This is a genomic window from Nocardia sp. NPDC005746, assembly GCF_040630785.1.
Taxonomy (GTDB): Bacteria; Actinomycetota; Actinomycetes; order Mycobacteriales; family Mycobacteriaceae; genus Nocardia.
The window spans coordinates 275,226-298,189 of sequence record NZ_JBEXYE010000008.1; the positions used below are offsets into that span (position 1 = coordinate 275,226).

20 protein-coding genes are annotated in these 22,964 nt (G+C 68.1%); 8 read left to right on the top strand and 12 right to left on the bottom strand.

Annotation, left to right across the window (positions count from 1 at the left end):
- Positions 1–62 precede the first annotated feature (62 nt).
- The 3 genes from metE to aceA all read right to left on the bottom strand — a co-directional run bounded on the left by metE (position 63) and on the right by aceA (position 5,091).
- Positions 63–2,378 carry a 5-methyltetrahydropteroyltriglutamate--homocysteine S-methyltransferase gene (gene metE, locus ABZ412_RS17990; RefSeq protein ID WP_357281952.1) on the bottom strand — a complete coding sequence of 772 codons (2,316 nt, stop codon included), beginning with the start codon at positions 2,376–2,378 and terminating at the stop codon, positions 63–65.
- Between the two features lie 147 nt (positions 2,379–2,525).
- Positions 2,526–3,398, bottom strand: coding sequence for a 3-hydroxybutyryl-CoA dehydrogenase (locus tag ABZ412_RS17995; RefSeq protein WP_357281953.1), 873 nt, complete (start codon positions 3,396–3,398; stop codon positions 2,526–2,528).
- Positions 3,399–3,801: 403 nt separating this feature from the next.
- Positions 3,802–5,091, bottom strand: a complete 1,290-nt coding sequence (aceA, locus tag ABZ412_RS18000) for an isocitrate lyase (protein WP_357281955.1) — start codon at positions 5,089–5,091, stop codon at positions 3,802–3,804.
- 517 nt (positions 5,092–5,608) lie between these two features.
- Here aceA and ABZ412_RS18005 point away from each other — a divergent pair.
- Entirely contained in the window at positions 5,609–6,088 is a 480-nt protein-coding gene (locus tag ABZ412_RS18005; RefSeq protein ID WP_357281957.1) for a DUF1772 domain-containing protein, read from the top strand.
- Positions 6,089–6,164: 76 nt separating this feature from the next.
- Here the strand turns inward: ABZ412_RS18005 and ABZ412_RS18010 are convergent, their stop codons facing one another.
- Positions 6,165–6,377 (bottom strand): hypothetical protein, encoded by a 213-nt coding sequence (locus ABZ412_RS18010; RefSeq protein WP_357281958.1) that lies wholly within the window; start codon positions 6,375–6,377, stop codon positions 6,165–6,167.
- Positions 6,374–6,808, bottom strand: a complete 435-nt coding sequence (locus ABZ412_RS18015) for a hypothetical protein (protein WP_357281960.1) — start codon at positions 6,806–6,808, stop codon at positions 6,374–6,376. The genes ABZ412_RS18010 and ABZ412_RS18015 overlap by 4 nt, the downstream gene beginning before the upstream one ends.
- A gap of 275 nt (positions 6,809–7,083) precedes the next feature.
- Between ABZ412_RS18015 and ABZ412_RS18020 the strand changes: the two genes are divergently transcribed.
- The 3 genes from ABZ412_RS18020 (at position 7,084) to ABZ412_RS18030 (ending at position 11,609) form a co-directional block, all read left to right on the top strand.
- On the top strand, positions 7,084–9,696 hold the full coding sequence (locus ABZ412_RS18020; protein WP_357281961.1) for a tetratricopeptide repeat protein: 2,613 nt from the start codon (positions 7,084–7,086) through the stop codon (positions 9,694–9,696).
- Between the two features lie 121 nt (positions 9,697–9,817).
- Positions 9,818–10,570, top strand: coding sequence for an NTP transferase domain-containing protein (locus ABZ412_RS18025; protein WP_357281963.1), 753 nt, complete (start codon positions 9,818–9,820; stop codon positions 10,568–10,570).
- Between the two features lie 13 nt (positions 10,571–10,583).
- Complete coding sequence (locus ABZ412_RS18030) at positions 10,584–11,609, top strand: XdhC family protein (RefSeq protein WP_357281964.1); 1,026 nt, start codon at positions 10,584–10,586, stop codon at positions 11,607–11,609.
- Positions 11,610–11,624: 15 nt separating this feature from the next.
- Here ABZ412_RS18030 and ABZ412_RS18035 read toward each other — a convergent pair whose 3' ends face one another.
- The 6 genes from ABZ412_RS18035 to ABZ412_RS18060 form a co-directional block, all read right to left on the bottom strand.
- Positions 11,625–12,725, bottom strand: coding sequence for an ABC transporter substrate-binding protein (locus ABZ412_RS18035; RefSeq protein ID WP_357281965.1), 1,101 nt, complete (start codon positions 12,723–12,725; stop codon positions 11,625–11,627).
- A 79-nt stretch (positions 12,726–12,804) separates the two neighbouring features.
- Positions 12,805–13,608, bottom strand: a complete 804-nt coding sequence (locus ABZ412_RS18040) for an ABC transporter permease subunit (protein WP_357281967.1) — start codon at positions 13,606–13,608, stop codon at positions 12,805–12,807.
- 23 nt (positions 13,609–13,631) lie between these two features.
- Positions 13,632–14,384 carry an ABC transporter permease subunit gene (locus ABZ412_RS18045; RefSeq protein WP_357281968.1) on the bottom strand — a complete coding sequence of 251 codons (753 nt, stop codon included), beginning with the start codon at positions 14,382–14,384 and terminating at the stop codon, positions 13,632–13,634.
- Entirely contained in the window at positions 14,381–15,184 is an 804-nt protein-coding gene (locus ABZ412_RS18050; protein ID WP_357281969.1) for an ABC transporter ATP-binding protein, read from the bottom strand. The genes ABZ412_RS18045 and ABZ412_RS18050 overlap by 4 nt, the downstream gene beginning before the upstream one ends.
- An 85-nt stretch (positions 15,185–15,269) precedes the next feature.
- Entirely contained in the window at positions 15,270–15,623 is a 354-nt protein-coding gene (locus tag ABZ412_RS18055) for a hypothetical protein (protein ID WP_357281971.1), read from the bottom strand.
- Between the two features lie 228 nt (positions 15,624–15,851).
- Entirely contained in the window at positions 15,852–16,817 is a 966-nt protein-coding gene (locus ABZ412_RS18060) for a hexose kinase (protein ID WP_357281973.1), read from the bottom strand.
- 83 nt (positions 16,818–16,900) lie between these two features.
- On the opposite strand from ABZ412_RS18060, the gene ABZ412_RS18065 reads away from it, so the two are divergent.
- Positions 16,901–17,341 (top strand): DUF4254 domain-containing protein, encoded by a 441-nt coding sequence (locus ABZ412_RS18065; protein ID WP_357281975.1) that lies wholly within the window; start codon positions 16,901–16,903, stop codon positions 17,339–17,341.
- A gap of 289 nt (positions 17,342–17,630) precedes the next feature.
- On the opposite strand, the gene ABZ412_RS18070 is transcribed toward ABZ412_RS18065, so the two are convergent.
- Positions 17,631–19,148 carry an ATP-dependent DNA ligase gene (locus ABZ412_RS18070; protein WP_357281977.1) on the bottom strand — a complete coding sequence of 506 codons (1,518 nt, stop codon included), beginning with the start codon at positions 19,146–19,148 and terminating at the stop codon, positions 17,631–17,633.
- Positions 19,149–19,253: 105 nt separating this feature from the next.
- On the opposite strand from ABZ412_RS18070, the gene ramB reads away from it, so the two are divergent.
- From ramB to urtA, 3 genes are all read left to right on the top strand, one after another.
- Positions 19,254–20,663, top strand: a complete 1,410-nt coding sequence (gene ramB / locus ABZ412_RS18075) for an acetate metabolism transcriptional regulator RamB (RefSeq protein ID WP_357281978.1) — start codon at positions 19,254–19,256, stop codon at positions 20,661–20,663.
- A 60-nt stretch (positions 20,664–20,723) separates the two neighbouring features.
- Positions 20,724–21,329 (top strand): hypothetical protein, encoded by a 606-nt coding sequence (locus ABZ412_RS18080; RefSeq protein ID WP_357281980.1) that lies wholly within the window; start codon positions 20,724–20,726, stop codon positions 21,327–21,329.
- Positions 21,330–21,599: 270 nt separating this feature from the next.
- Positions 21,600–22,874 (top strand): urea ABC transporter substrate-binding protein, encoded by a 1,275-nt coding sequence (urtA, locus tag ABZ412_RS18085; protein ID WP_357281981.1) that lies wholly within the window; start codon positions 21,600–21,602, stop codon positions 22,872–22,874.
- Positions 22,875–22,964 lie beyond the last annotated feature (90 nt).

The following is a 22,964-nucleotide window of genomic DNA, read 5'->3' on the forward strand; positions in this document are numbered from 1 at the left end:
CACGCGGAACCCCGGTCCGATCGGTGGATCGAACCGGGGTCCGGGGTGAGAACGCTACGGCCTCAGGCGGTTTCGCCCGCGGCCGCTTCCGCGCGGCGGCGGACGCGACGGGCGGCGGCCACCATATTGCGCAGCGACGGATCCAGCTGCCAGTGGTGGCGGGTCTTGAGACCGCCGTCCGGGTTGGCCCACAGCCGTTCCGGGCTGACGGCCTCGGCGGCCGCGGTGAGCAGCTCGTCCAGTTCGTCGATGTCCGGGATCCGCGCGGACCGTGATTCGTAGACGCCGGGCCCGACGCCGTGGGTGAGGCCGCGGCCCTCGGCGCAGTCCTCCTTCAACGCCTCCAGCACCCATTCGATGGAGCGGGTGGCGACGATGGCGGTGACGTCGGCGTCGAGTTCCTCGATGGCCGCCACCACGTCGCCGCGACTGGAATAGCCGATGTGCGTGTGGATCTGGGTCTCGGGCTTGATCCCGGAGGTGGCCAGCTTGAACGCGCCGACCGCCCAGCGCAGGTACTCGGCCTGCCCCTTCTTGCGCAGCGGCAGCAGCTCGCGGATGGACGGCTCGTCCACCTGGATGATGGCGATGCCGGCCTTCTCCAGGTCCACGACCTCGTCGCGGATGGCCAGCGCCACCTGGTCGGCGGTCTCGTAGAGCGGCTGGTCCTGACGCACGAAGGAGCGGGCCAGCATGGTGACCGGACCGGTGACCATGCCCTTGACCGGCTTGTCGGTGAGCGACTGCGCGTACACGGTCCACGACACCGACATGGGTTCGGGGCGGGCCACGTCGCCGTACACGATCGGTGGCCGCACGCAGCGGGAGCCGTACACCTGCACCCAGCCGAAGTGGGTGGTGGCCATGCCGTCCAGCTGTTCGGCGAAGAACTGGATCATGTCGTTGCGCTCGTGCTCGCCGTGCACCAGCACATCCAGGCCGATGTCCTCCTGCAACCGGATGGTGGACTCGATCTCGGCTTCGATGTGCTTGCGGTACTCGTCGAACGACAAACGGCCCTGACCGAGGTCGTGACGCGCCTGCCGGGCGGTCGGGGTCTGCGGGAACGAGCCCAGCGTGGTGGCGGGCACCAGCGGCAGCTGAAGTTTGGCCTGCTGCGCCAGCTTTCGCGTCTCGTACGGTTCGCGCACCCGCATCTGCGGGGTCACGGCGTAGACGCGCTGACGCACCGCGTGCTTCTGTTTGAAGTGCACCGAGGTCGGCTTCTTGCGCCACTTCTCCGAGGGCCCCTCGGTCAGCGCCTTGGCCAGCGAGACCACTTCCAGCACCTTCTGCTTGGCGAAGGCGAGACGGTCGGCGACATTGCCCTCCAGCTCGTATTCGCGCAGCACGTCGTAGGGCACGTGCAGCAGCGAGGCGCCGGTGGACACCACCATGTCGGGGCAGACCTGGGCGAGCGCGTTGAGGTATTCCAGCGTCACGTACCGGTCGGCGCGCCACACATTGGTGCCGCTGATGACGCCGGCGTAGAGCCGCTTGCGCTTGATGCCGGGGATGGCGGCCAGGTCCTCGGGCCGGATCCGGTAGCTGGCCAGGTCCAGGCCGATGGCCTCGACCGCAGTGCGGCACAGGATTTCGGTGGCCTCACCGAAATCGCCGTACGCGCCGGTGACCAGCATGCGCGGGCGCAGCGGGGCCTTGGACAGCCGCTGGTAGGTCTTCTCGAACAGCTCCATGGTGGAGGGCGAGCGGTCGCTGGTGAAACAGGGCTCGTCGAGCTGCACGCAGGTGGCGCCGCGCTTGGCCAGCACCTCGAACAGTTCCTCGTACACCGGTAGCAGCTTGTCGAGCAGCACCAGCTTGTCGAATTCGGTCTCGCCGGGCACGTGTCCGGTCTTGGACAGCAGCAGCAGCGACAGCGGGCCGAGTACCACCGGACGCAGCTCGATGCCCGCGGCCTTGGCGCGGTCGAATTCGTCGAGCAGCGCTTCGGGGTGCAGTGAGAACTCGGTGTCGGGCTCGAGTTCCGGCTGCCGGTAGTGGTACGGCGTGTTCAGCAGCTTGACCAGCTCGAGCGGCGGCAGATCGGGCCGGCCGCGAGCCATCAGGAAGTAGAAGTCCAACGGGTCCAGGCCGTCCCGGAAGGGCTCGAACCGCTGCGGGACCGCGCCGAAGAGCAGCGCGTTGTCGAGAATGTGGTCGTAGAAGGAGAAGGTGTTGCCGGGGACCTGGGTCAACCCGGTGGCGGCCAGCTCCAGATACTGACTCTCCTGAATCTCGCGCCCGACCGCGAGCAGTTCGTCACGGGAAAGCGTGCCGTGCCAATACGACTCGAGTGCACGCTTGAGTTCGCGGTGTTGCCCGATCCGCGGGTAACCCAGAATGCTGGACCCGAATCCGTCGGCGACGTTGACCATGAGAAGGACACTCCTTCCGAGCTGCGGGCCGGAATCGACCTGTTTGCAGCTTATGCCCGGTGAAGGTGGACGCCGCCACATGCCCGGCGACGCGCACCTGGGTAAAAAAGGCGCGGCGCTCTTGCGAGCGCCGCGCGACTTTCTATCTCAAGCGCGGTTGTACTGGTAGAAGCCCGCTCCGGCCTTCTTACCGAGGAGACCCGCCTCGACCATGCGCATCAGCAGCGGCGGCGCGCTGTAGAGCGGCTCCTTGAACTCCGAGTACATGGAGTCGGCGATGGACTTCACGGTGTCGAGGCCGACCAGGTCGGTCAGCGCCAGCGGGCCCATCGGGTGGGCACAGCCCAGCACCATGGCCTTGTCGACGTCTTCCTTGGTGGCGAAACCGGATTCGACCATCCGGATGGCCGAGAGCAGGTAGGGCACCAGCAGCGCGTTGACCACGAAACCGGAGCGGTCGGCGGAGCGCACGACCTGCTTGCCCAGCACGTCGGCGGCGAACTGCTCGGCGCGCTTGGTGACGGTCTCGGTGGTCTTGAGGGTGGTGACCAGCTCGACGAGCGGCAGTACCGGCACCGGGTTGAAGAAGTGCATGCCGACCACCCGCTCCGGGTTGTTGGTCGCCACGGCGATCTTCATGATCGGAATGGAGGAGGTGTTGGAGGCCAGCACCGCGTTGGGGTCGGTGACGACCTTGTCGAGTTCGCTGAAGATCGCGGTCTTCACGTCCTCGTTCTCCACGACGGCCTCGACCACCAGCTGGCGGTCGGCGAAGTCGCCGAGGTCGCTGGTGAAGCGCAGCCGCCAGGCGGCCTGCTCGCGCTCGCGCTCGGTGATCTTGCCACTGGACACGCCGCGGTCCAGCGACCGCAGGATGCGGGCGCGACCGGCGGCGGCCAATTCACGGGTCTGCTCGAAGACGAGCACATCGACGTGTGCCCGGGCGCAAACCTCGGCGATGCCGGCGCCCATCTGTCCCGCGCCGATAATGCCGACGCGCTGAATCTTTTCGCTGCTCACGTCCCGCTCCGTTCCGCCTCCCCGCAACTTTTGCGGGCGGCTGAGTGCCGTTGCCACTTCTGCATCCGTGCCTGCGTCGAGTGCCGAACCAATTTCGGTCGTACCCGGTGAGTTACCCCGACCGTTACGAAATCAGTTGTCTCGTATCGAACGCCGCCAGTTCGGCCGTCGTAGCTGTGGATGAAGGCGTCGTATAACTGAACGACCCTGCGCCTTCTTAAGGTCTTGTGCAAAAACGCTATAGGAAAATGCCCTCCCCGCCGGGGCTGTCGACGGGAAGGGCGGGTGAACACCCGCCGGGAGGGGCTTGCCATCCCTCCCGACGGGGTTCGGGGTTCCCGGGGCGGCGGAGGTTGTGATGCGACTACCGCCCCGGGCACAGGTTCTCAGAACCTGTTGTGGCTCAGTGGAACTGGCCCTCTTCGGTCGAGCCCTTCAGCGCAGCGGTGCTGGTGTTGGGGTCGACGGTGGTGGCGATGGTGTCGAAGTAGCCGGCGCCGACCTCACGCTGGTGCTTGACGGCGGTGAAGCCACGCTCGGCGGCGGCCTTGAACTCGCGCTCCTGCAGGTCGACGAACGCGGTCATGCCCTCGCGGGCGTAGCCGTGCGCCAGGTCGAACATGCCGTAGTTCAGCGAGTGGAAGCCGGCCAGGGTGATGAACTGGAACTTGAAGCCCATGGCGCCCAGCTCACGCTGGAACTTCGCGATGGTGGCGTCGTCCAGGTGCGCCTTCCAGTTGAAGGACGGCGAGCAGTTGTAGGCCAGCAACTGGTCCGGGAACTCGCTGCGAACCGACTCGGCGAACTTGCGCGCGACCTCGAGGTCCGGCACGCCGGTCTCCATCCAGATGAGGTCGGCGTACGGGGCGTAGGCCTTGGCACGCGCGATGCAGGGCTCGATGCCGTTCTTGGTGCCGAAGAAGCCCTCGGCGGTGCGGGTGCCGTCCAGGAACTCGCGGTCGCGCTCGTCCACATCGGAGGTGATGAGGGTGGCGGCCTCGGCGTCGGTGCGGGCGATGATCACCGACGGCACGTCGGCGACGTCGGCGGCCAGACGCGCGGAGGTCAGGGTGCGGATGTGCTGCTGGGTGGGGATCAGCACCTTGCCGCCCAGGTGGCCACACTTCTTCTCGGAGGCCAGCTGGTCCTCCCAGTGCACGCCGGCCGCGCCGGAGGCGATCATGGCCTTCTGCAGCTCGTAGGCGTTCAGCGCGCCACCGAAGCCGGCCTCGGCGTCGGCGACGATCGGGGCCAGCCAGTTGGCGACCGAGGTGTCACCCTCGACCTTGGCGATCTCGTCGGCGCGCAGCAGCGCGTTGTTGATGCGACGCACCACGGCCGGAACCGAGTTGGCCGGGTACAGCGACTGGTCCGGGTAGGTGTGGCCGGAGAGGTTCGCGTCACCGGCGACCTGCCAACCGGACAGGTAGATGGCCTTGAGGCCCGCGCGGACCTGCTGCACGGCCTGGTTACCGGTGAGGGCGCCCAGGGAGTTGATGTAGTCCTCGTTGTTGACGAGATCCCACAGGATCTCGGCACCACGGCGGGCGAGGGTGTGCTCCTCGACGACGGTGCCCTGCAGCTTCACGACCTGCTCGGCGGTGTAGTTGCGGGTGATGCCCTTCCAGCGGGGGTTGGTGTCCCAATCCTGCTGGATCTCCGCAGCGGTCTTCGGGGTGCCGACCTTCGACATCTCTGACTCCACTTCTTCGTTCGGTCTCGGTAGCCCCGCCGGTCGAATTCCCCGGGGGGATGTTCGACCACTGCTGGAGCGGCAATTTGCAGACTTGCTAGGCCCGCGAGGTGTACTTCCACACGATGGCACAGGAAAAAATGTCCGTCTACCTGTTGCAAGTGTGAATCCCCGCTAGCTTTCACCGGCATCTTGCTAAGCCTGCAAAATTTGCCTGTTAATAGCAGCGGTGGAATCTACTTGCCAGTAGCGCTGACGTGCAGTTTTGCATAACGCCCGTACTGTTTGGGTGATGCGGGCCACCGGTGCATGACGCGCCGATGGCCGTCCAGATGTGAGCACCTTCACAGCACAGTGTGATCTTGGTTGTTGTGAGGCATGCCACCGGGGTCCGATTTCCAAACCGTTCGGTCGACCGGGGAACAAGTTTCTAGCAACGCTAGACAATCTAGCCAGAGCGTTGTTATCGTTGCTTCAGTTCCTAGCGCCGCTAGATTCAAGCCGAAAGAGGCCCCCGATGTTCATCCTGACCGGCCAGATCCTCGCCGCCCTCGCGATCCTCGCCAATGCCGTCGTCTACGGAACCGACTGGTCCGTCGCCCTCATTACCCGGTCCGTCTACCGCGACCACCTCGACGACGCGACCGTGACGATCAGCGCCGGCTGGGGCCACTACTACGGCGACAAGCGCATGCCGATCTTCGGCGCCGGCGGCGTCATCACCGCCGTCCTCACCCTCGGCTGCGCGGTCGCCGCCGGGCAGACCGCCGCCGCGGTCGCCGCCGGACTCGCGCTCGCGGCCCTCCTCACCTGGCTGGCCTGCTACGTCCTCATCGCCAAGCCGATCAACACCGCGCAGACCGCGGCCGCGCGGACCGGCGTCATCCCCACCGATGCCCGTGCGCTGCAGGACAAGTGGGACAGCATCCTCAATGCGCGGGTCGCCCTGCAGACCGTCGCCCTGTCCGGCCTGATCGCCGCCCTGGCCCTGTTCTGACCGCCGCCCCACCCGGCAATCCGCGAGGCCCCGCACCGAATCCGGTGCGGGGCCTCGTGTTTGCGGCGGGCACCCCTCAGCCCGTCGACGGCTCGACGAGCGCCACGGGCGGCGGGGTGGGCGGCGGGCCGGGCTCGGTGGAGACCCGGGTCCCACAACTGGTCGCCACCACGAGCATGACCGTGACGGCGAACGCCAGCACCGCGGCGCAGCCGATGGCGAACCACCCGGCATGGATCCGGCGCGGGAACGGCACGTACATGCCGAGCCCGCCGATATGGATGATCATCGGATTGCCTCCCGCCCCGGCCGATTCCGGACACCGGTCGCCGCCTCTCGGGACCCCGGGGACCAGGGGCGGCATCGCGCGATCGGCCGCCGCGTCCGCGTTTCGGCCTCCTCACACGGCTCCGCCTCCACGTCACCGCCGGTGTCACGCAGGGCGAGCAGGCACATGGCCTCGGTGAGGCCGAGCCCGATCAGCGCGGCGTGCAGGGTCGCGGCTTCCGTGTCGAATTCCCCTGTGGGCCCGGGCAATCCGAGCAGAATCAACTCTGCGAGCCGGACACCCGCCAGGGCTCGTTCCCTGGTCAGCCGCCGCGTCGTGGGCAGGTACGAGAGCACCCACCGGCCCCGTCCCCGCTCGGGCACATCCACCCGGAACGCCACCTCGTGAGCGACGTCCGAGGTGATCAGCCACTCGTTCTCCCATACGGCCATCCCGATCCTCCGTTCCACTCGGACCCGCCCCGTCCCGGCATTGCCCGACGCTTCCATTGGACCGTCCGCGAGCCGCCGTCCCCGTACCGCGATGTCCCGCCGTTTCTTCCCGGCCCGAACCGGCTCCGACCTGCGCCGAGCGCGGGCCCCGGCCCGGAAGTTTCCCGCCCGGCGCCGGATTTCTTCGCTACCGTCGAGAGCGAATACAGCTGTCCGCCAAGCGAATACGCCCGGTGCACCGATTGCCGGGCGATGGCGGGCGAGGAGGTGCCCCGATGGACTCGACCGCCGCTTCCTCGCAGGAGATCGCCCGGCTCGGCCGTTCGCTGCGGGCGCTCGGTCTGAGCGAGCAGACCTTGGTGGAGCCGCTGGCCGTCGAGCTGATGCGGCGGGGGCTGCGGCCGCGGACGGCGTGGCGCAAGGCCAACGGCCTCAATCAGCGGCAGGCCGCGGAGCGGTTCAATCAGCTCGCTCCCCTGGTGGATCCGGACGGCCATCGGGAGCCGCGGATGAAGAACAGCCGTCTGTGCGAGATCGAGAAGTGGCCCGCCCGCACACCGGAGGGGTACGGCTATCGGGCGCCCGCGCTGCACACGCTGGAGTTGCTCGCGCTGGTGTACCACACCACCTGGGATCGGCTGGTCGACGTCGAGGATCTGGCGCACCTGTCGCCGGACGATCGCCGCGCCTATCAGGCCACGCGGGAACGCCTGGGGCTCAACCGGACCGGGGCCGGGCAGTTGTACGTGCCGACGGCGGATTCGACGACCTTCATCGGCCGCCGCCATCCTATGGAGGAGATGCGCCGCCGGGTGGACCTGCACTTCCTGGGCGACTCCCGCGCGCAGTTGATCACGGGTGTCGCCGGGGTGGGCAAGACCGCCTTCACCCGGCAGCTGGTCGCCAAGTTCGCGGACCGCTTTCCGGACGGCGCGGTGTGGCTGGGGATGCGCAGTCACGATCGGGAGGCGGGCGCGAACAGCGCGTCCCGCCTGCTGGCGGCGGGCCTGAGTCAGCTGGGGGTGCGGCCGCCACTGCGGGCCGATCAGGGCCGGTTGGCGCAGCTGTGGCGGCGGGAGACCGCGGGGCGGCGGCTGCTCGTGGTGTTCGACGATGTGTTGGAGAGCAAGCAGATCCGGCCGCTGCTGCCGCAGTCGCCCAGCTGCTTCGTGGTGATCACCAGTCGGCGGCCGCTGACCGGCATGGTGCGGGTCAATCAGCTGGAGCTGGAGCCGCTGGGCCCGGACGAGGCCGAGGAGATGCTGGCCACGCTGGGCAATCTGGGCGCGGGCTACGACTCCGCGGCGGCCCGCCGGATCGTGGAGGTGGCGGGCGGGCTGCCGCTGCCGATCCGCTTGGTGGCGGGCCGGATCAGCCGCCGGCCCGGACTATTGGCGGACCTGCGTGACGACCTCGACGCCCTGAGCACCCTGGTGACGCTGCCCGCGACCGGGCCGAGCGTGGGTATGTGCCCGGCGGAACTGATCCTCGACAAGTTCTCCGCCGAGGACGAGTCCATGCGCGACGCCTTCGCCCTCTCGTACGCCCGGCTCCGCGACGAGGAGGCGCGGCGCGCGGTGCGCCTGCTCGGCTGGTTCCCGAGTTCGACGGTGTCCTCCGATGATTTCGCGGCCATGGCGCAGGCCGAGGACTCGGCCGCGAAACGCCTGCTACAGCGAGTCTTCGAGGACGGGATGATCGATCAGCTCGCCAGCCGTCCGGGTCATCAGCGGTATCGGATGCACAATCTGCTGCACCTCTACGCCCGCTGCCGGGCCGACGCGGAGAGCCTGCCCGGCGAGCACGGGGCCGCGCTGGGCCGCCTGCTCGGGCACTATCTGGAGACGGCGAGCGGCATCGGAAAACCGCGTCCCTTCGATACCGTGCATCCGCACGCCGGGCGTGACTTCCGGAATCCGAACATGGCCGTCATGCAGGCCCGGCTGTGGTTCGAGGAGCGGCTGGGCACGATGCTGGCGTGCGCCCGCACCGCCGAACGCACCTCGGACACCGCGCGGTTCGCCGATCTGCTGGCCGGGCAGCTCGCCACCCTGGGCTATCTGACCGAGAGCCGCAGCATGTTCGAGCTCGCCACCTCGATCAATCACGCCATCGGCGACCGGACCGCGGAATGCGACGCCTGGTACGGCCTCGGCCACCTGCTCAAGACGGTGCGCGAATACTCCAGGGCAGCAGTTTGTTTCGAGCACGCCCGGCGGCTGGCCGAGGACATCGGCGATCATGCCCGCACCGCCCGCGCCCTGCTCTGGCATGCCGCCGCGCTGCGGCACCAGGATCGCCGCGATGCCGCCCGCGACGCGGTCCGGCAGGTCCTGCGCATCGCGCATTCGCTCGGTGACCTGCACCTGGAGTGCGACGCCCTGCGCGAGCTCGGCCATATCGAGCGGCTCAGCGAGCGATACGCCGCGGGCGACGAGTACTACCACCGGGCGCACGCCATCGCCCGGCGGATCGGGGACGGCTACTGCGAGGGCTGGTCGGTGTGGGGACTGGGCGGGATCGCGGGTCTGCGCGGCGATCTGGACGAAGCCTGGACGCTGTTCGAGGAGGCGTACCGGATCAGCAAGGAGATCCCGGACACCCTGCTCCAGATCGACACCCTGCGCGGTTTCGGCCACATCCACCGCAACCGCGGCGAATTCGACGCCGCCCGCATCAAATACGAGGAGTCGCGCGCTCTCACCCGCGGCATGTCCGACGCGGGCGGTGAGGCGGCCGCGTGGTGGGCGCTCGGCGAGCTCGAACGCCGCGCCGACAACCCGGCCCTGGCGCAGGTCTATCTGGAGAAGGCCCGCACGCTCTGCGAGGGCATCGACCCCGCCCGCCTGCTGAAGGTCCAGCAGACGCTGACCGCGCTCGGCTCGTGACCGCGCGGCTCATCGGTGCGGCCCGCACCGTCCCATCTGGTCCGATGTGCGGCGGGCCGGTCGGGCTACCCTTCCGGTCGCTTGGCCAGCGAACCTGCGCGGGCCGGATTACCCTGCTCGCGTGAGTCCCGAACGCTGCGATGGAATTCTGCTCGCGGCCGGTGCCGGTCGGCGATATGGCATGCCGAAAGTGCTGGCCGAGGGTGGCGCGTGGCTGCGCGGGGCGGTGCGGGCACTGCGGGACGGCGGCTGCGACCGGGTCGTCGTGGTGCTGGGCGCGACCGGGCCCGCGTATCGAGCCGCAAACGGCGGCTGGCTGGTGTCGCAAACTTCGGGCATAGCGATACCCGAAGGCGTGCAACCCATTTGGGCCGAGGACTGGGACCTCGGGCTGAGCGCGTCTACCCGCGCGGGCCTGGCGGCGGCAGCCGCGCCCGGGATCACCACGCGCTTCACCGGGACCGGTGAATCCACGGAGCCAGCAGGTCATCCCGCGGATTCAACAGTTGCGTCGCAGACTGTCGCGGCAGGGAATACCCTGCCGGGGAATGCGGATGTCGGCGCAGCCCGCTCCCCCGCCGAGTTCGTGGCGATCATGCCGGTGGACACGCCGGACGTCGGCCCCGAGGTGGTGGCGCGGGTGATCGCGGCGGCGCGGGCGAGCGAGAGCCGGGTGGCGCGAGCGTTCTTCGGGTCGGTCCCGGGTCATCCGGTGGTGCTGGGGCGCGCGCACTGGGCGGGGGTCCGCGCGAGCGCGGAGGGAAATTCGGGGGCGGGCACTTATTTACGAGAACGAGCGGATATGGTGTGCGTCACGTGCGATGACCTCGCTACGGGGATCGATCGGGATTATCCGGCGGGCAGCGCACTGTGAGCGGGAGCATGTGATGCGGGAAATCATCGACGACCTTCTTCGGGTATGGCACAGCGGGCGGACCGGAGGGTTGGCCACTCTCGTTCGGGCACAGGGCGCGACGCCGGTGCCGATCGGTTCGGCCATGGTGGTGGACGCCGACGGCCGGGCCTTCGGATCCATCTCGGCGGGCTGCGCCGAGGCCGCCGCGTACGAGGCTGCCGCGGAATCGGCGCGCACCGGCCGGCGCGGGTTGCAGCGGTTCGGTCCGGGCAGCGGCCTGGACGCCCAGATGGACTGCGTCGGCACCCTCGACGTCTTCACGGAACCGTTCTCGCGCAGGCACTTTCCGGAATTCCCGGATATCGCGGCGGATATCGAGGCGCAGCGTCAGGTCACCCTGTTCACCGTGGTCTGGCACTCCGATCCGGATGTGATCGGGCAGCACCTCATCACCGACCGCAAGCACGGCACCGAGCTGGTCTCGCTCCCCGACTCCGACGTCTTCGTGTCCTCGTTCGCCCGCCCGCCTCATCTGATCCTGGTGGGGGCCAATGCCTTCGCGAGCGCGCTGGCCACCCAGGCCCGGCTGCTCGGCTACCGGATCACCATCGTCGACGCCCGCCCGACCTTCGCCAACTCGACCGCCTATCCCGGCTGCGAGGTGGTGGTCGACTGGCCGCACCGCTATCTCAACACCCTGGCCTCGGCCGGTGAGATCGATCGCGACACCGCCATGGTGGTGCTCTCGCATGATCCGAAGTTCGAAATCCCTTTGCTCACCGTCGCTTTGCGACTACCCGAGCTGGGGTATCTGGCTGCCCTGGGTACCTCGGCGTCGCATGCGCATCGGCTGGAGGCCCTGCAGGCGGGCGGTTTCAGCGACGAGACCCTGTCCCGCCTGCACTCCCCGGCGGGCCTGGACGTGGGGGCGCGCACCCCGGCCGAGACCGCCGTCTCGATCGCCGCGGAACTGCTGGCGGTGCGCAACGGCAGGTCGGCGGAGCCGCTGTCCACCTCGCCGGGTGGGGGCCGGCGGCACGTGCAACTGGCCCGCTGACCCCCCGATCCCGTTCTACTGCTTCAGTTCCGGGTGCTCGGCGAACGTCTCCTTCAGCACCGACAGGTCGAACAGCTGGTCGGCCTTGATGTCGATCTTCGACTTGCCGAGCGCCGCGATGTTCTGCGCGATGAGCTCGTCGGTCATGGTGAACAGGCCGTTGGCCTTGGTGTTCGCGGAGACCACGAGATCGTTCTGCGCCATCGCCTCCAGTGACTGTTCCTTCAATTCCAGGCGCTGGTCCTTGCCGTACACCTCGACGGCCAGGCGCGCCGCCTCGCTCGGATTGGCGACGGCGTCCTTCCAGCCCTTCACCTCCGCCATCAGGAACGCCTTGAGCTTGTCGCGCTCGGTGTCGATGGTCTTCTGGTGCACGGTGAGCGTCTCCGCGACCAGCGGCAGCCCGAAGTCGGCGAACAGGAAGTTGACATTCTGGAATCCCTTGGACGCCAGGGTGATCGGCTCGTTGGTGGCGTAGCTGACCCAGCCGTCCACCTCGCCGTTGGCCAGCGGCGTCGGATCGTATTGCGCGGGCACCACCGTGACGTCGCCGGGTGACATGTTGTTGGCGGCGAGCAGCGCGTTGAAGATGAGCTGATTGGTGTCCTGCACCCCGATCTTGCGACCCTTCATGTCCTGCGGGCTGCGGATCGGCTTGTTCGCGGCGCTCACGATGCAGAAGGGGTTCTTCTGATACGTGGTGCCGACGATCTTGGCGGGCAGACCTTCCAGAATGGCGGGCGCGGTGGTCTGCGGCGCGGACATGCCGATCCAGATCTTGCCGGTGCCGAGCCCGGCCTCCACCGAGGTGCTGGCCGCGCCGCCCGCGATCAGATTCACCGAACCGAATCCGGCGTCCTTGTAATAGCCCTTGGAATCGGCGAAATACTCCCCCGCGAATTCGATGTTCTTCAGCCAGGACAACTGCACCGCCACGGTCCCGAACTTGGAACCGTCGGCGACACTGCCGTTCCCGCCGCCCGACGAGTCCTTTCCGCAGGCGGCGAGCACCCCGGCCGCGCTCACCGCCGCACCGGCCAGCCCGGCGTAGCGGAAGAAGGAACGACGGCCCATGGACAACTGCGCGGCCGGAACCGGCCGGAACAAACCACTCATGCGGCGAATGTAGGCGGTTTCGATTTCCGATTTTTTGCTTTGACCAACGTATTTGTATGCGCCGCGTTAACTCGTGTGCTCAATCTCGTCCGTTGCGCGGCGAGAACCGCGCCAGCACCAGGTTCTCCAATACGCCGACCACCGCGTAGGCCACCACCGACACCACCGTGACCAGCGCGATCGAGGCCCACAACCGGTTGTACTGGAACGTGGGAATCGCGCGGATCAGGCCCGCGCCCAAACCTGTTCCGCTACCCAGCCATTCGCCGAGCAGTGCCCCGATGAGCGCGCCCGGCACCGAGATTCGCGCCGCCGCGAACACCGACGGCAGCGCGGCGGGCAGCGCCACCATGCGCAGGGCCGTCCAATGCGAGCCCCCGTAGGCGACCACGAGTTCGGTGGCCTGCCGGGGCGCGGACCGCAAGCCGGTCATGATCATCACCAGCGCCGGGAAGAACACCACGATCGCCGCCATGGCGGTCACGCCCAGCAGCCCGCGGCCGAACACCAGCACGATGATCGGGGTGATCGCGACCAGCGGCACCGACCGCAGCAGCATGGCCACCGGCATGAACGCCTGCGCCACCGCCGGGACGCCCACGAACACCGCGGCCACCAGCAGCGCCGCACCCATCCCGGAACCGAACCCGATCGCCGCGTCCCGCAGCGTGATCCGCAGTTCGCCGAAGATGACCTTGCGGGCGGACTCGGAGGTGGGCCCGGTGACCAGGTACCGCCACACCTCGCCCGGACTCTTGCCGACCAGCCCGACCTGCGGATACAGCTTCAGGAAGCCGTACCACAGCGCCACCAGCAGGATCAGCGAAACCAGCAGCGGCAATAGGAATCTGCCGATCGGCCGCAGCACGTTCAGGGTTCTCATCACGCCTCCGGTCGCCCTCCGCATCACGCCTCCGCCCGAGTCCACGGCACCGCGATCCGGGCCACCAGCGCCACGATCGCGTAGCCGAGCCCGGCCAGCGCGGCCGCGGCCAGCGCCATGCCCCAGGTGCGCGGCACGTTGTAGGCGGTCTGCGCGGCGGTCAGCGCGACCCCGATACCGCTGTCCACGCCGCCCAGGTACTCGCCGATGATCGCGCCCAGCACCGCGGACGGCGCGGCGATCTTCAAGGCCGCCAGGGTGTTCGGCAGCGCCGCGACCAGCTGCACCCGCCACAGTCGCTGCCAGCGTCCGCCACCATAGGCGCGCACCAGGTCCAGTCCGGTGGGATCGGCCGAACGCAGCCCCGACACCGTCCCGACCATGGTGGTGAAGAAGCAGTACATGGCGGCCAGGAACACCGTGGGCGTGCGGCCGCCGAACACCACCAGGATGATCGGCCCCAGCGCCAGCAGCGGCGTGCAGTAGCTGAGGATGGCCAGCTGGGTGACCAGCATTTCGATCGGCGGGATCAGCACCACCAGCACCGCCAGCGCGATGGCCAGCCCGTTCCCCCACGCGAAGCCCTGCAGCGCGCCCCACGCGGTGATCCGGAAGTTCGGCCCGTAGAGCGCCCAGCCGTCGGTGTACATGGTGTGCAGCACCGTCCACGGGCTGGGCACCGTGCCGCCCGCGACGCGCAGCTCGGCCAGCAGGGTCCACAGCAGGAGCAGCGCGAGAATGCCCGCCGCGCCGCCGATTCGGGACAGGCGGTTCATTCCGTCGCCACCCCTCCGTGCCCGCTGCGCCCGAACAGCAGCTCCGACAGATAGTCGTGCAGCTTGTGGAATTCGGGGGTCCGCATCATCTCCGGGGTGCGCGGCCGCGGCAGATCGATCTCGACGATCTCCACCACCCGGCCCGGCCGCGGACTCATCACCGCCACCACGTCGGAGAGGAAGACGGCCTCGGCGATGCCGTGCGTGACCATCAGGGTGGTGGCGGGCTTCTCGGTCCAGATGCGCAGCAGTTCCAGGTTCAGCCGCTGCCGGGTCATGTCGTCGAGCGCGCCGAACGGTTCGTCGAGCAGCAGGATGGTCGGCTTCACCACCAGAGCGCGAGCGATCGAAACCCGTTGCCGCATACCGCCGGACAGCTGCGCGGGCTTGCTCTTCTCGAAGCCCTCCAGCCCGACCAGCGCGATCAGGTCCGCGATCAGCTCCCGGTCCACCGGCAGGCCCGCCACCTGCAACGGCAGCTTGATATTGGATTCCACACTGCGCCACGGCAACAGCGCCGAATCCTGGAACGCGATCCCGAATTGATGCCGCCGCCGCAGCTCGGCCGGGGTCTCGCCATTGATCCGCGCCGTCCCCGCCGACGGCGACTCCAGATCCGCGAGAATCCGCAGGATCGTCGACTTGCCGCAGCCCGAGGGCCCCAGCAATGACAGGAACGCGCCCTGTTCGGTGTGCAGATCCACCGCGTCCAGGGCGGCCACCGTCCGCCGTCCGGACCGGAAGGTCTTGCTCAGCCCGCTGATGTGAATGCCCGTCCCCGCGGCCACTTCCGAACTCATAGGGCCACGGTAGGTGCCCGCAATTGCGGGCGGATTGCGAATGAACGGACGAGATGACCGACTTGTTACGGTGCGGCCGGATCGCTCACCAGAAGCTCGACGGCTCGAACCAGTCCCGCGCCTCGCGGCGGAACAGCAGCACGATCACCGCCAACGACACCAGCGGACCCAGCGGACCCGGCGGCCGACCGTCCAGGATCGACGGCACCGTCCAGAACATGTTCAGGACCGCCACCAGAATCGCGCCGACCCGGATCGCCTGGCCCTCGGAATGGAAGGTCAACCCCACCAGCCCGAGCAGCAGTGCCGGGACGAACGGCACCCCGGTCACGATGGCCGCCTTCGAACCCATCAACCAGCCCGAGGCCGCCACGCACATCACGCCCAGCACGCCCATACCCACGGCGAGCACCTGCGCCGCGCGCACCACCCGCGGCATGCGATATCCATTCCCGACACCCGACCCTCGATCGGGTTGAGTCTCCAGGTCCGACACTCCCCCAACGTAACCCCGAGTCATCGCCCGATCGGGCCACCACGCCGCCGGGTCTGTTTCTCCCTGTGTGCTCCTCGCGGCCCACGGTCGGCACGTCGCGGTCTGTCTGTTCTCGGCCCCGGCGCGGACTACGGCCGGGCGCTCGGAGTCGACAGCCCGTGCCGGTGCGGTCTACGACCGGACCGCGACCGTCTCCAGTTCCCGCACCCGCACGGTGGGCAGCAGGCGGTCCCGCAGCACCCGGTCGATCTCGCCCGCGACCGGGATCACCACCGCCGCGGCGGAGGTGGCGACCGCGTCGGCGAGCAGTACCGGCCAATCGGCGGCGGCCTCGGCGGCCAACGCCGCGATGATGGCCGCCACCGCCGCGTCCCCCGCCCCGGTGGGGTTGCCCGCCAGCGGCTTCGGCAGCGCGGCCGTCCAGGCCCTGGTCGGGGTCACCGCCACCATGCCATCGCCGCCGCGGGTCACCACCACCGCGCCCACACCGTCCGCGATCAGTGGATCCACGGCCGCCAGGATCTCCGGAATGGTGGCCGCCGGGCGGCCGGTCAGCCGTTCCAGCTCCTCGACATTGGGGGTGAGCACGATACCCGGCACCCGCGCCGCCAATTCCAGTGTCTGACCGTCACAATCGCAGACCGTCGGCACACCCCGGGCGATCGCGGTGCGGGCCAGCTCGGCGGGTAGCCCCGCGCTCACCCCGCCCGGCAGCGACCCGGAGATGACCAGCCCGCTCATGTCCGACAGCAGCCCCGCCACCCGCACCCGCAACTGATCCACCGCGCGCGGCTCGGTGATCCGCGGCCCCGGCTCCCACAGCGCGGTCGCGGTGCCGTCATCGGACTCGCTGATCACCACGGTGCGCCGCACCCACGGCAGCGCGTGCACGAAGTCCACCGGCATCTCGAGTTCCGCCGCGGCCGCGAAGGAGTGATCCGAGAACCCGGTGGCGCGGGCGTACTTGCCGAGCTGGTTGAGCACCCGCGTGACATTGATGCCACGCCCGCCCAGCCGCTGGTCCACCGAATGCACCCGATGCGCGCGACCACGCTCGAAATGCTCCACCCGGTAGGTCATGTCGTAGGCGGGGTTCATGGTCACGGTGACGATCACCCCACCATCACGGCACGTCACGGCACCGGATGCAACCCCTGGACGGCAATGTGGCACCGAATGTCGTTGCCGTTCGGAGACATTCGAGGGGCAGGATGTCGGCCGTGCATTCGCTCCCGCCGAAACACCTCCTGCTGCAGGCCTGTCGCGGCCTGCCCCCCGACGATCATCCGGTACTGCGCTGCGCCGGATTACTCGCGGACCTGCACGAGCGGCGGCTCACCTCCGCCGATGGCACCAACCGCATCGACCACGACCGGGCCCGGCTGGTGCACGACATCGACTGTTGGGTGGCGGCCGAGATGCCCAAGGCCGCCCGCGACGCGCACCTGCACACCGAGACCGTCGGCACCGTGGTGGACCGGCTGGCCCAGTTCTCCGCGCTGGCCTACCTGTCCCTCGCCATGTCGCCCGACGCCGCCATGCTGGACGCCGCCCAGCGGCTCACCGAATTGGCCATCGCCTATGAGGATCTCGCGGGCGAACTCGCGGCGGGCCGCCGCCGGCTGCCGAACCTCACCGGCACCCACGACTACGAATCCTGACCGCCGCGAGAGATGACCGCGGCCGGCGGTGCCCGGCGAGGGGGCGGGGCACCACCGGCCACACAGGTGGACCATGCGCAATCCACCGTCGAGCCGGCGGATGGCACGGGGCGTGCAGGGAATTCCGCGTGGGAGATGCGGTGGCAGTTCCTGCGACGACCCGTCACCTGACAACCGTCCGCCGAAGCTCGACCATCGAATCGTGCGATACGAATCTCGGAGCGACCCAGGTTTCAGCTGTGAATCCCCTGTGAGAGGACCGGCGCTCGGGATCCTCGGGGAAAACCAGCTATTTCGCCCCGGGTAGCAGGGCCCGAATGGTGTCGATGGTGTCGGCCTGGTGGGGGTCCTTGTCGGGGCGATAACGAACGACCCGGGCGAAGCGGAGGGCGACTCCGCCGGAATAGCGGGGGCTGGTCTGCACTCCGTCCAACGCGATCTCGACCACCAGTTCCGGATGGAGATAGACCGTATTCGCGTCGCGATCGCGTTCGTGACGGGGGAATTCACTGGTCTGCCATTGCAGCAGGGCATCGGTGAGGCCCTTGAACGTCTTGCCGACCATGATCGGCGGCCCGCCCCGCGGATCCCGCGCGCCCAGATGGAGATTCGACAGATAACCGGTGCGGCGGCCGTAGCCCCATTCCGCGCCCAGCACGATCAGGTCGAGAGTGTGGGTGGGCTTGATCTTCTGCCAGGCCCGCCCGCGACGGCCCGCCGCATACGGCGCGTCGAGGGATTTGATCATGATGCCTTCGTGCCCCGCGGCGAGCGCACCGTCGAAATACTCGGCGGCGCGTTCGGGATCGGGGGCGATGAGCGCCGGGATGCCGAGACCCCCGGCCACCTCCGTGAGCGCCCGGCGGCGATCCCGCAACGGCGCGTCGAGCAGATCCTCCCCGTTCAGATGCAGGCAGTCGAAGAAATACGGGTGCAGCAGCAGTTCCTGCGCGACGGTCGCACCGAAGCGGCTCATGGTCTCCTGGAACGGCCGCGGCCGCCCGGAATCGTTGAGCGCCAGGGTTTCTCCGTCGAGCACGACACTGGTGCAGTCCAATTTCCGCACCAGTTCCACCAATTCGGGAACGCTCGCGGTGATCTCGCGCAGGGTCCGGGTGAATACCCACACCTGGTCGCCGTCGCGGTGCACCTGGATGCGCGCGCCGTCCATCTTGTGCTCGACGCTGACCTGCCCGTCGAATTCGGCCACCGCCTCCTCGAGGCTGGCGCCGGGCGAGGCCAGCATGGGCTGGATGGCCCGCCCCACCTGGAGCCGGAACGCCTCCAGGGCCGCCGCCCCGCCGGTGCGGGCCGCGACCGCGGTGACCGGCAGCTGCCCGGACAGCATGTGCGCCCGCCGCACCGCGGCGATCGGCACATCGAAGGCGACGGCCACGGCTTCGGCGACGATGGCGGTCAGCGCCCCCTGCCGCATCTCCCCGGTGAGCAGGCGGATCAGGAAGTCGTGCTCGTCGCGGGTGGCGGCCCCGAACAGGGTGGCCAGCAGCTCCTGCCGCCGGGCGGCCGACCCGGAGCCGCTCACCCCGGAAAGCTGCTCGAAGAAGTTGTCCACGGTGTCCACGGCCAGGGTGGGGACGGTCCCGGACTCCACCTCGAGCCCGGTCAGCGTTCGCCATCCGGTGCCGATCCGACCTTGGGTCAGCTCGCCGGACAGCCACGCCACGACCTGTGCCAACTCCCCCGCCTCGGCCCGTTTCAGCAGCTCGGCGAAGATATTGATCTTGTTCTTGCGCGACGATGTCGCCCGTACGGCGGCTGATGCTTCGACCACTTCGGACAAGAGCATTTCCCGACGGTATCCCGGGCCACCGACATCGGTGTGATGCATTGCTCAGCGGGTCTGTTAATCCTGCGATTGGCAGGGATGTGAATTCGCCAATAAACTGGGCGCATGGCCAAGACTTACGTCGGAGCGCGGCTGCGGCAGCTGCGCACCGAGCGCGGTTTGAGTCAGGTCTCGCTGGCCAAGAAGCTCGAGATCTCGGCTAGCTATCTCAATCAGATCGAACACGACGTGCGCCCGCTCACCGTACCGGTATTGCTGCGCATCAGCGAAGTCTTCGGCGTCGACGCCGGCTTCTTCTCCTCCCAGGACGACACCCGGCTCATCGCCGAACTCCAGGAGGTCGTGATGGATCAGGAACTCGGGGTGGAGGCCGACGCGCAGGAGATCGCCGAAATGGTGTCCGCGCATCCGGGTTTGGCGCGCGCGATGGTGAACATGCACCGCCGCTATCGGAACACCACCGCCCAGCTGGCCGCGGCCACCGAGGACCGGTTCGCCGACGGCAGCGGTTCGGCCGCCATCTCGAAACCGCACGAGGAAGTCCGCGACTACTTCTATCAGCGCCAGAACTACATTCACGAATTGGACACCGCCGCCGAGGAACTCACGCATCGCATGCGTTTCCACGGCGGCGACCTGAAACGTGAGATCCCGCGCCGCCTCTCCGACGCCCACGGTGTCCAGATCGTCGAACGCATCGACCTCGGCGACGGCGTCCTGCACCGCTTCGACCCCGTCGCCCGCCGCCTCGAAATCGCCCCCCACCTCTCCGGTGGTCAACGCGTCTTCAAACTCGCCGCCGAACTCGCGTACCTGGAATGCGGCGACCTCATCGAAAAGCTGGTGGCCGAGGGCAATTTCTCCAGCGAGGAGTCGATCGTGCTGGCGAAATTGGGCCTGGCCAACTATTTCGCGGCCGCGACCGTCCTGCCGTACACCCATTTCCACGAGGTGGCCGAGGACTTCCGCTACGACATCGAACGCCTGTCGGCCTTCTTCACGCAGAGCTACGAGACCATCTGCCACCGCCTGTCCACCCTGCAGCGCCCCAAACTCCGCGGCGTCCCGTTCTCCTTCGTCCGCGTGGACCGCGCCGGCAATATGTCGAAACGCCAGTCCGCGACCGGCTTCCACTTCTCCTCCAGCGGCGGCACCTGCCCCCTGTGGAACGTCTACGAGACCTTCGCCTACCCCGCGAAGATCATGACCCAGATCGCCCAGATGCCCGACGGCCGCAAATACCTCTGGGTGGCTCGCACCGTGGAACGCCGCGCCACCCGCTACGGCGAGCCCAGCAAGACTTTCGCTATCGGCCTCGGCTGCGAACTCCGTCACGCCGGCCGCACCGTCTACGCCGACGGCCTGGACCTCAACGAGCCCAAAGCAACTCCGATCGGCGCCGGCTGCCGGGTCTGCGAACGCTCCAACTGCCCCCAACGCGCCTTCCCACCCCTCGGAAAATCCCTGGACATCAGCGAACACCGAAGTTCCATCTCCCCGTACATCATTCAGTGACGGATTCGATAACCTATCCGGGCGGGCAATACCCGCGGAATTCCGTACGAACATGATGACGTGAATATCAAGCAGGTTATCGCGACGGCCGGTCTCACCATTGCCGCGCTGGCGATTACGGGGGGCACGTCCTACGGCGCGCCGACCTTCGATCCGGCCACGGTGCATTCCGTCCAGCATGCCGCGCAGGACGCGAACGACGTGGGCTTCTCCATTGTTCGCTCGGATGCGGACAAGACCGTCACCACCACCCTGACCGGGGGCACGTTCCAGCTCACCGACACCGCGGTGAACATCCTCGACGGAAACGGCATCGTCACTTCCACGATGCCGCTCTCGGTGACCATCGACGGCACCGATCAGGTGCTCTCGCTGAACCCCAGCATCGCTGACGACGGCGCCGCACTGGTCGCACACCCGACCGCCACCGCCGTCGCGGAGGGCACCGCCCAAACCGGCAGCGCCAACGCGGCGACCGGCGCGCTCATCGGGGGCATCTTCGGTCTCGTGGTCACCGTCATCAGCCTCGGTTTCGGGTTCATGGCGATACCCGCCGGGATCCTGCTCGGCGCGATGATCGGCGGGATCAGCGGCTCCGGGACGCCGAGCAGCACCAGGCCGCGCTACTCCGTCAACCGGAACACCAACCTGGTGTACTGCTACTGACCGCTGCGAGCCGTAAACCCCACCTCACCATCGCTTTCGAGCCGGTGCCAGCTTCCGCTGGTACCGGCTTTCGCCTGTTTCGTACCTGTTGACCTGCAACGATGCCGCCGTCGCACGATCGCAAAGCTACTGCGGTGAGCAGAAATTCATCAGCGGGCAACACAGGAAATCCGACATTCATCGAGAGTCATTCCGGCGCAACAACTCCCGTTTACCTTTCGTTCCACGAATACAGCCGCTGTATACGTAAGCGAACCGAAGGATGCGCCGATGCACGACTCTTCCCGCCGGGACAGGGCTTCCCGCCTGATGAAGGCGATCACCATTCCGACCGCGCTGGCGCTGTCCGCCGTCATGGTCGCCGGTTGCGGGTCGCGCGACAGCGACACCGCGTCCGGATCCAATGCCAAGTCCTGCGTGGACACCTCGAAGGACACCATCAAGATCGGTTCGCTGCACTCGCTGACCGGCACCATGGCGATCAGTGAGGTCACCGTCGCCAATGCCACCAAGCTGGCGGTGGATCAGATCAACGCGGCGGGCGGGGTGCTCGGCAAGAAGGTCGAGGTGGTGCTCGAGGACGGTGCGTCGGACCCGAAGACCTTCGCCGAGAAGGCCGAGAAGCTGGTCAGCTCCGACTGTGTCGCCGCGGTGTTCGGCGGCTGGACCTCCGCGTCCCGCAAGGCCATGAAGCCCAAGTTCGAATCGCTGAACTCGCTGCTGTACTACCCGGTTCAGTACGAGGGCCTCGAGGACTCGAAGAACATCTTCTACACCGGCGCCACCACCAACCAGCAGATCATCCCCGCGCTGGACTACCTGAAGCAGAAGGGCGTCACCTCCCTCTACCTGGTGGGTTCGGACTACGTCTTCCCGCAGACCGCCAACCGGGAGATCAAGGCCTACGCCAAGGCCAACGGCATCGAGATCAAGGGCGAGGACTACGCGCCGCTGGGCTCCACCGATTTCTCCACAATCGTCAACAAGGTGCGCAGCGCCAAGGCGGGCGCGGTGTTCAACACCCTCAACGGCGACTCCAATGTGGCCTTCTTCCGCGAGTACGCGAACGCGGGCCTGAAAGCCGCCGAGATGCCGGTGGTCTCGGTGTCCATCGCCGAGGAAGAGGTCGGCGGCGTCGGCGTGCAGAACGTCGCGGGCCAGCTGACCGCCTGGAACTACTACCAGACCGTCGACACCCCGCAGAACAAGGCGTTCGTCTCCGCGTACAAGGCCGCCTTCGGCGCCGCCAAGCCCACCTCCGACCCGATGGAGGCCGCCTACACCTCGGTCTTCCTGTGGAAGAACACCGTCGAGAAGGCGAAGTCGTTCGCGGTGGCCGACATTCAGAAGGCCGCCGACGGCGTCAGCTTCGACGCCCCGGAGGGCACCGTCACCATCGACGGGTCCAACCACCACATCACCAAGACCGCCCGCATCGGCGAGATCCGCCCCGACGGGCTCATCTACACCGTGTGGGACTCGGGCAAGGCCATCGCGCCGGACCCGTACCTGAAGAACTACGACTGGGCCAAGGGCCTCAAGTAACTCCCGGCGGCCGCCGATGAGGGGCGGCTGGTGCGGCGCGCCACCCCGCGCGCCGCACCAGCCGTACGGCGTTCTCCACCAATAGAACTC

What these genes read in the sequence shown, in the direction of transcription:
- ABZ412_RS18070 (WP_357281977.1), bottom strand. Translation starts at nt 19,148, where the DNA reads ATGCTCTTGTCCGAAGTGGTCGAAGCATCAGCCGCCGTACGGGCGACA.
- aceA (WP_357281955.1), bottom strand. Translation starts at nt 5,091, where the DNA reads ATGTCGAAGGTCGGCACCCCGAAGACCGCTGCGGAGATCCAGCAGGAT.
- ABZ412_RS18040 (WP_357281967.1), bottom strand. Translation starts at nt 13,608, where the DNA reads ATGAGAACCCTGAACGTGCTGCGGCCGATCGGCAGATTCCTATTGCCG.
- ABZ412_RS18050 (WP_357281969.1), bottom strand. Translation starts at nt 15,184, where the DNA reads ATGAGTTCGGAAGTGGCCGCGGGGACGGGCATTCACATCAGCGGGCTG.
- urtA (WP_357281981.1), top strand. Translation starts at nt 21,600, where the DNA reads ATGCACGACTCTTCCCGCCGGGACAGGGCTTCCCGCCTGATGAAGGCG.
- ramB (WP_357281978.1), top strand. Translation starts at nt 19,254, where the DNA reads ATGGCCAAGACTTACGTCGGAGCGCGGCTGCGGCAGCTGCGCACCGAG.
- metE (WP_357281952.1), bottom strand. Translation starts at nt 2,378, where the DNA reads ATGGTCAACGTCGCCGACGGATTCGGGTCCAGCATTCTGGGTTACCCG.
- ABZ412_RS18010 (WP_357281958.1), bottom strand. Translation starts at nt 6,377, where the DNA reads ATGATCATCCATATCGGCGGGCTCGGCATGTACGTGCCGTTCCCGCGC.
- ABZ412_RS18020 (WP_357281961.1), top strand. Translation starts at nt 7,084, where the DNA reads ATGGACTCGACCGCCGCTTCCTCGCAGGAGATCGCCCGGCTCGGCCGT.
- ABZ412_RS18015 (WP_357281960.1), bottom strand. Translation starts at nt 6,808, where the DNA reads ATGGCCGTATGGGAGAACGAGTGGCTGATCACCTCGGACGTCGCTCAC.
- ABZ412_RS18035 (WP_357281965.1), bottom strand. Translation starts at nt 12,725, where the DNA reads ATGAGTGGTTTGTTCCGGCCGGTTCCGGCCGCGCAGTTGTCCATGGGC.
- ABZ412_RS18030 (WP_357281964.1), top strand. Translation starts at nt 10,584, where the DNA reads ATGCGGGAAATCATCGACGACCTTCTTCGGGTATGGCACAGCGGGCGG.
- ABZ412_RS18045 (WP_357281968.1), bottom strand. Translation starts at nt 14,384, where the DNA reads ATGAACCGCCTGTCCCGAATCGGCGGCGCGGCGGGCATTCTCGCGCTG.
- ABZ412_RS18005 (WP_357281957.1), top strand. Translation starts at nt 5,609, where the DNA reads ATGTTCATCCTGACCGGCCAGATCCTCGCCGCCCTCGCGATCCTCGCC.
- ABZ412_RS18055 (WP_357281971.1), bottom strand. Translation starts at nt 15,623, where the DNA reads ATGCCGCGGGTGGTGCGCGCGGCGCAGGTGCTCGCCGTGGGTATGGGC.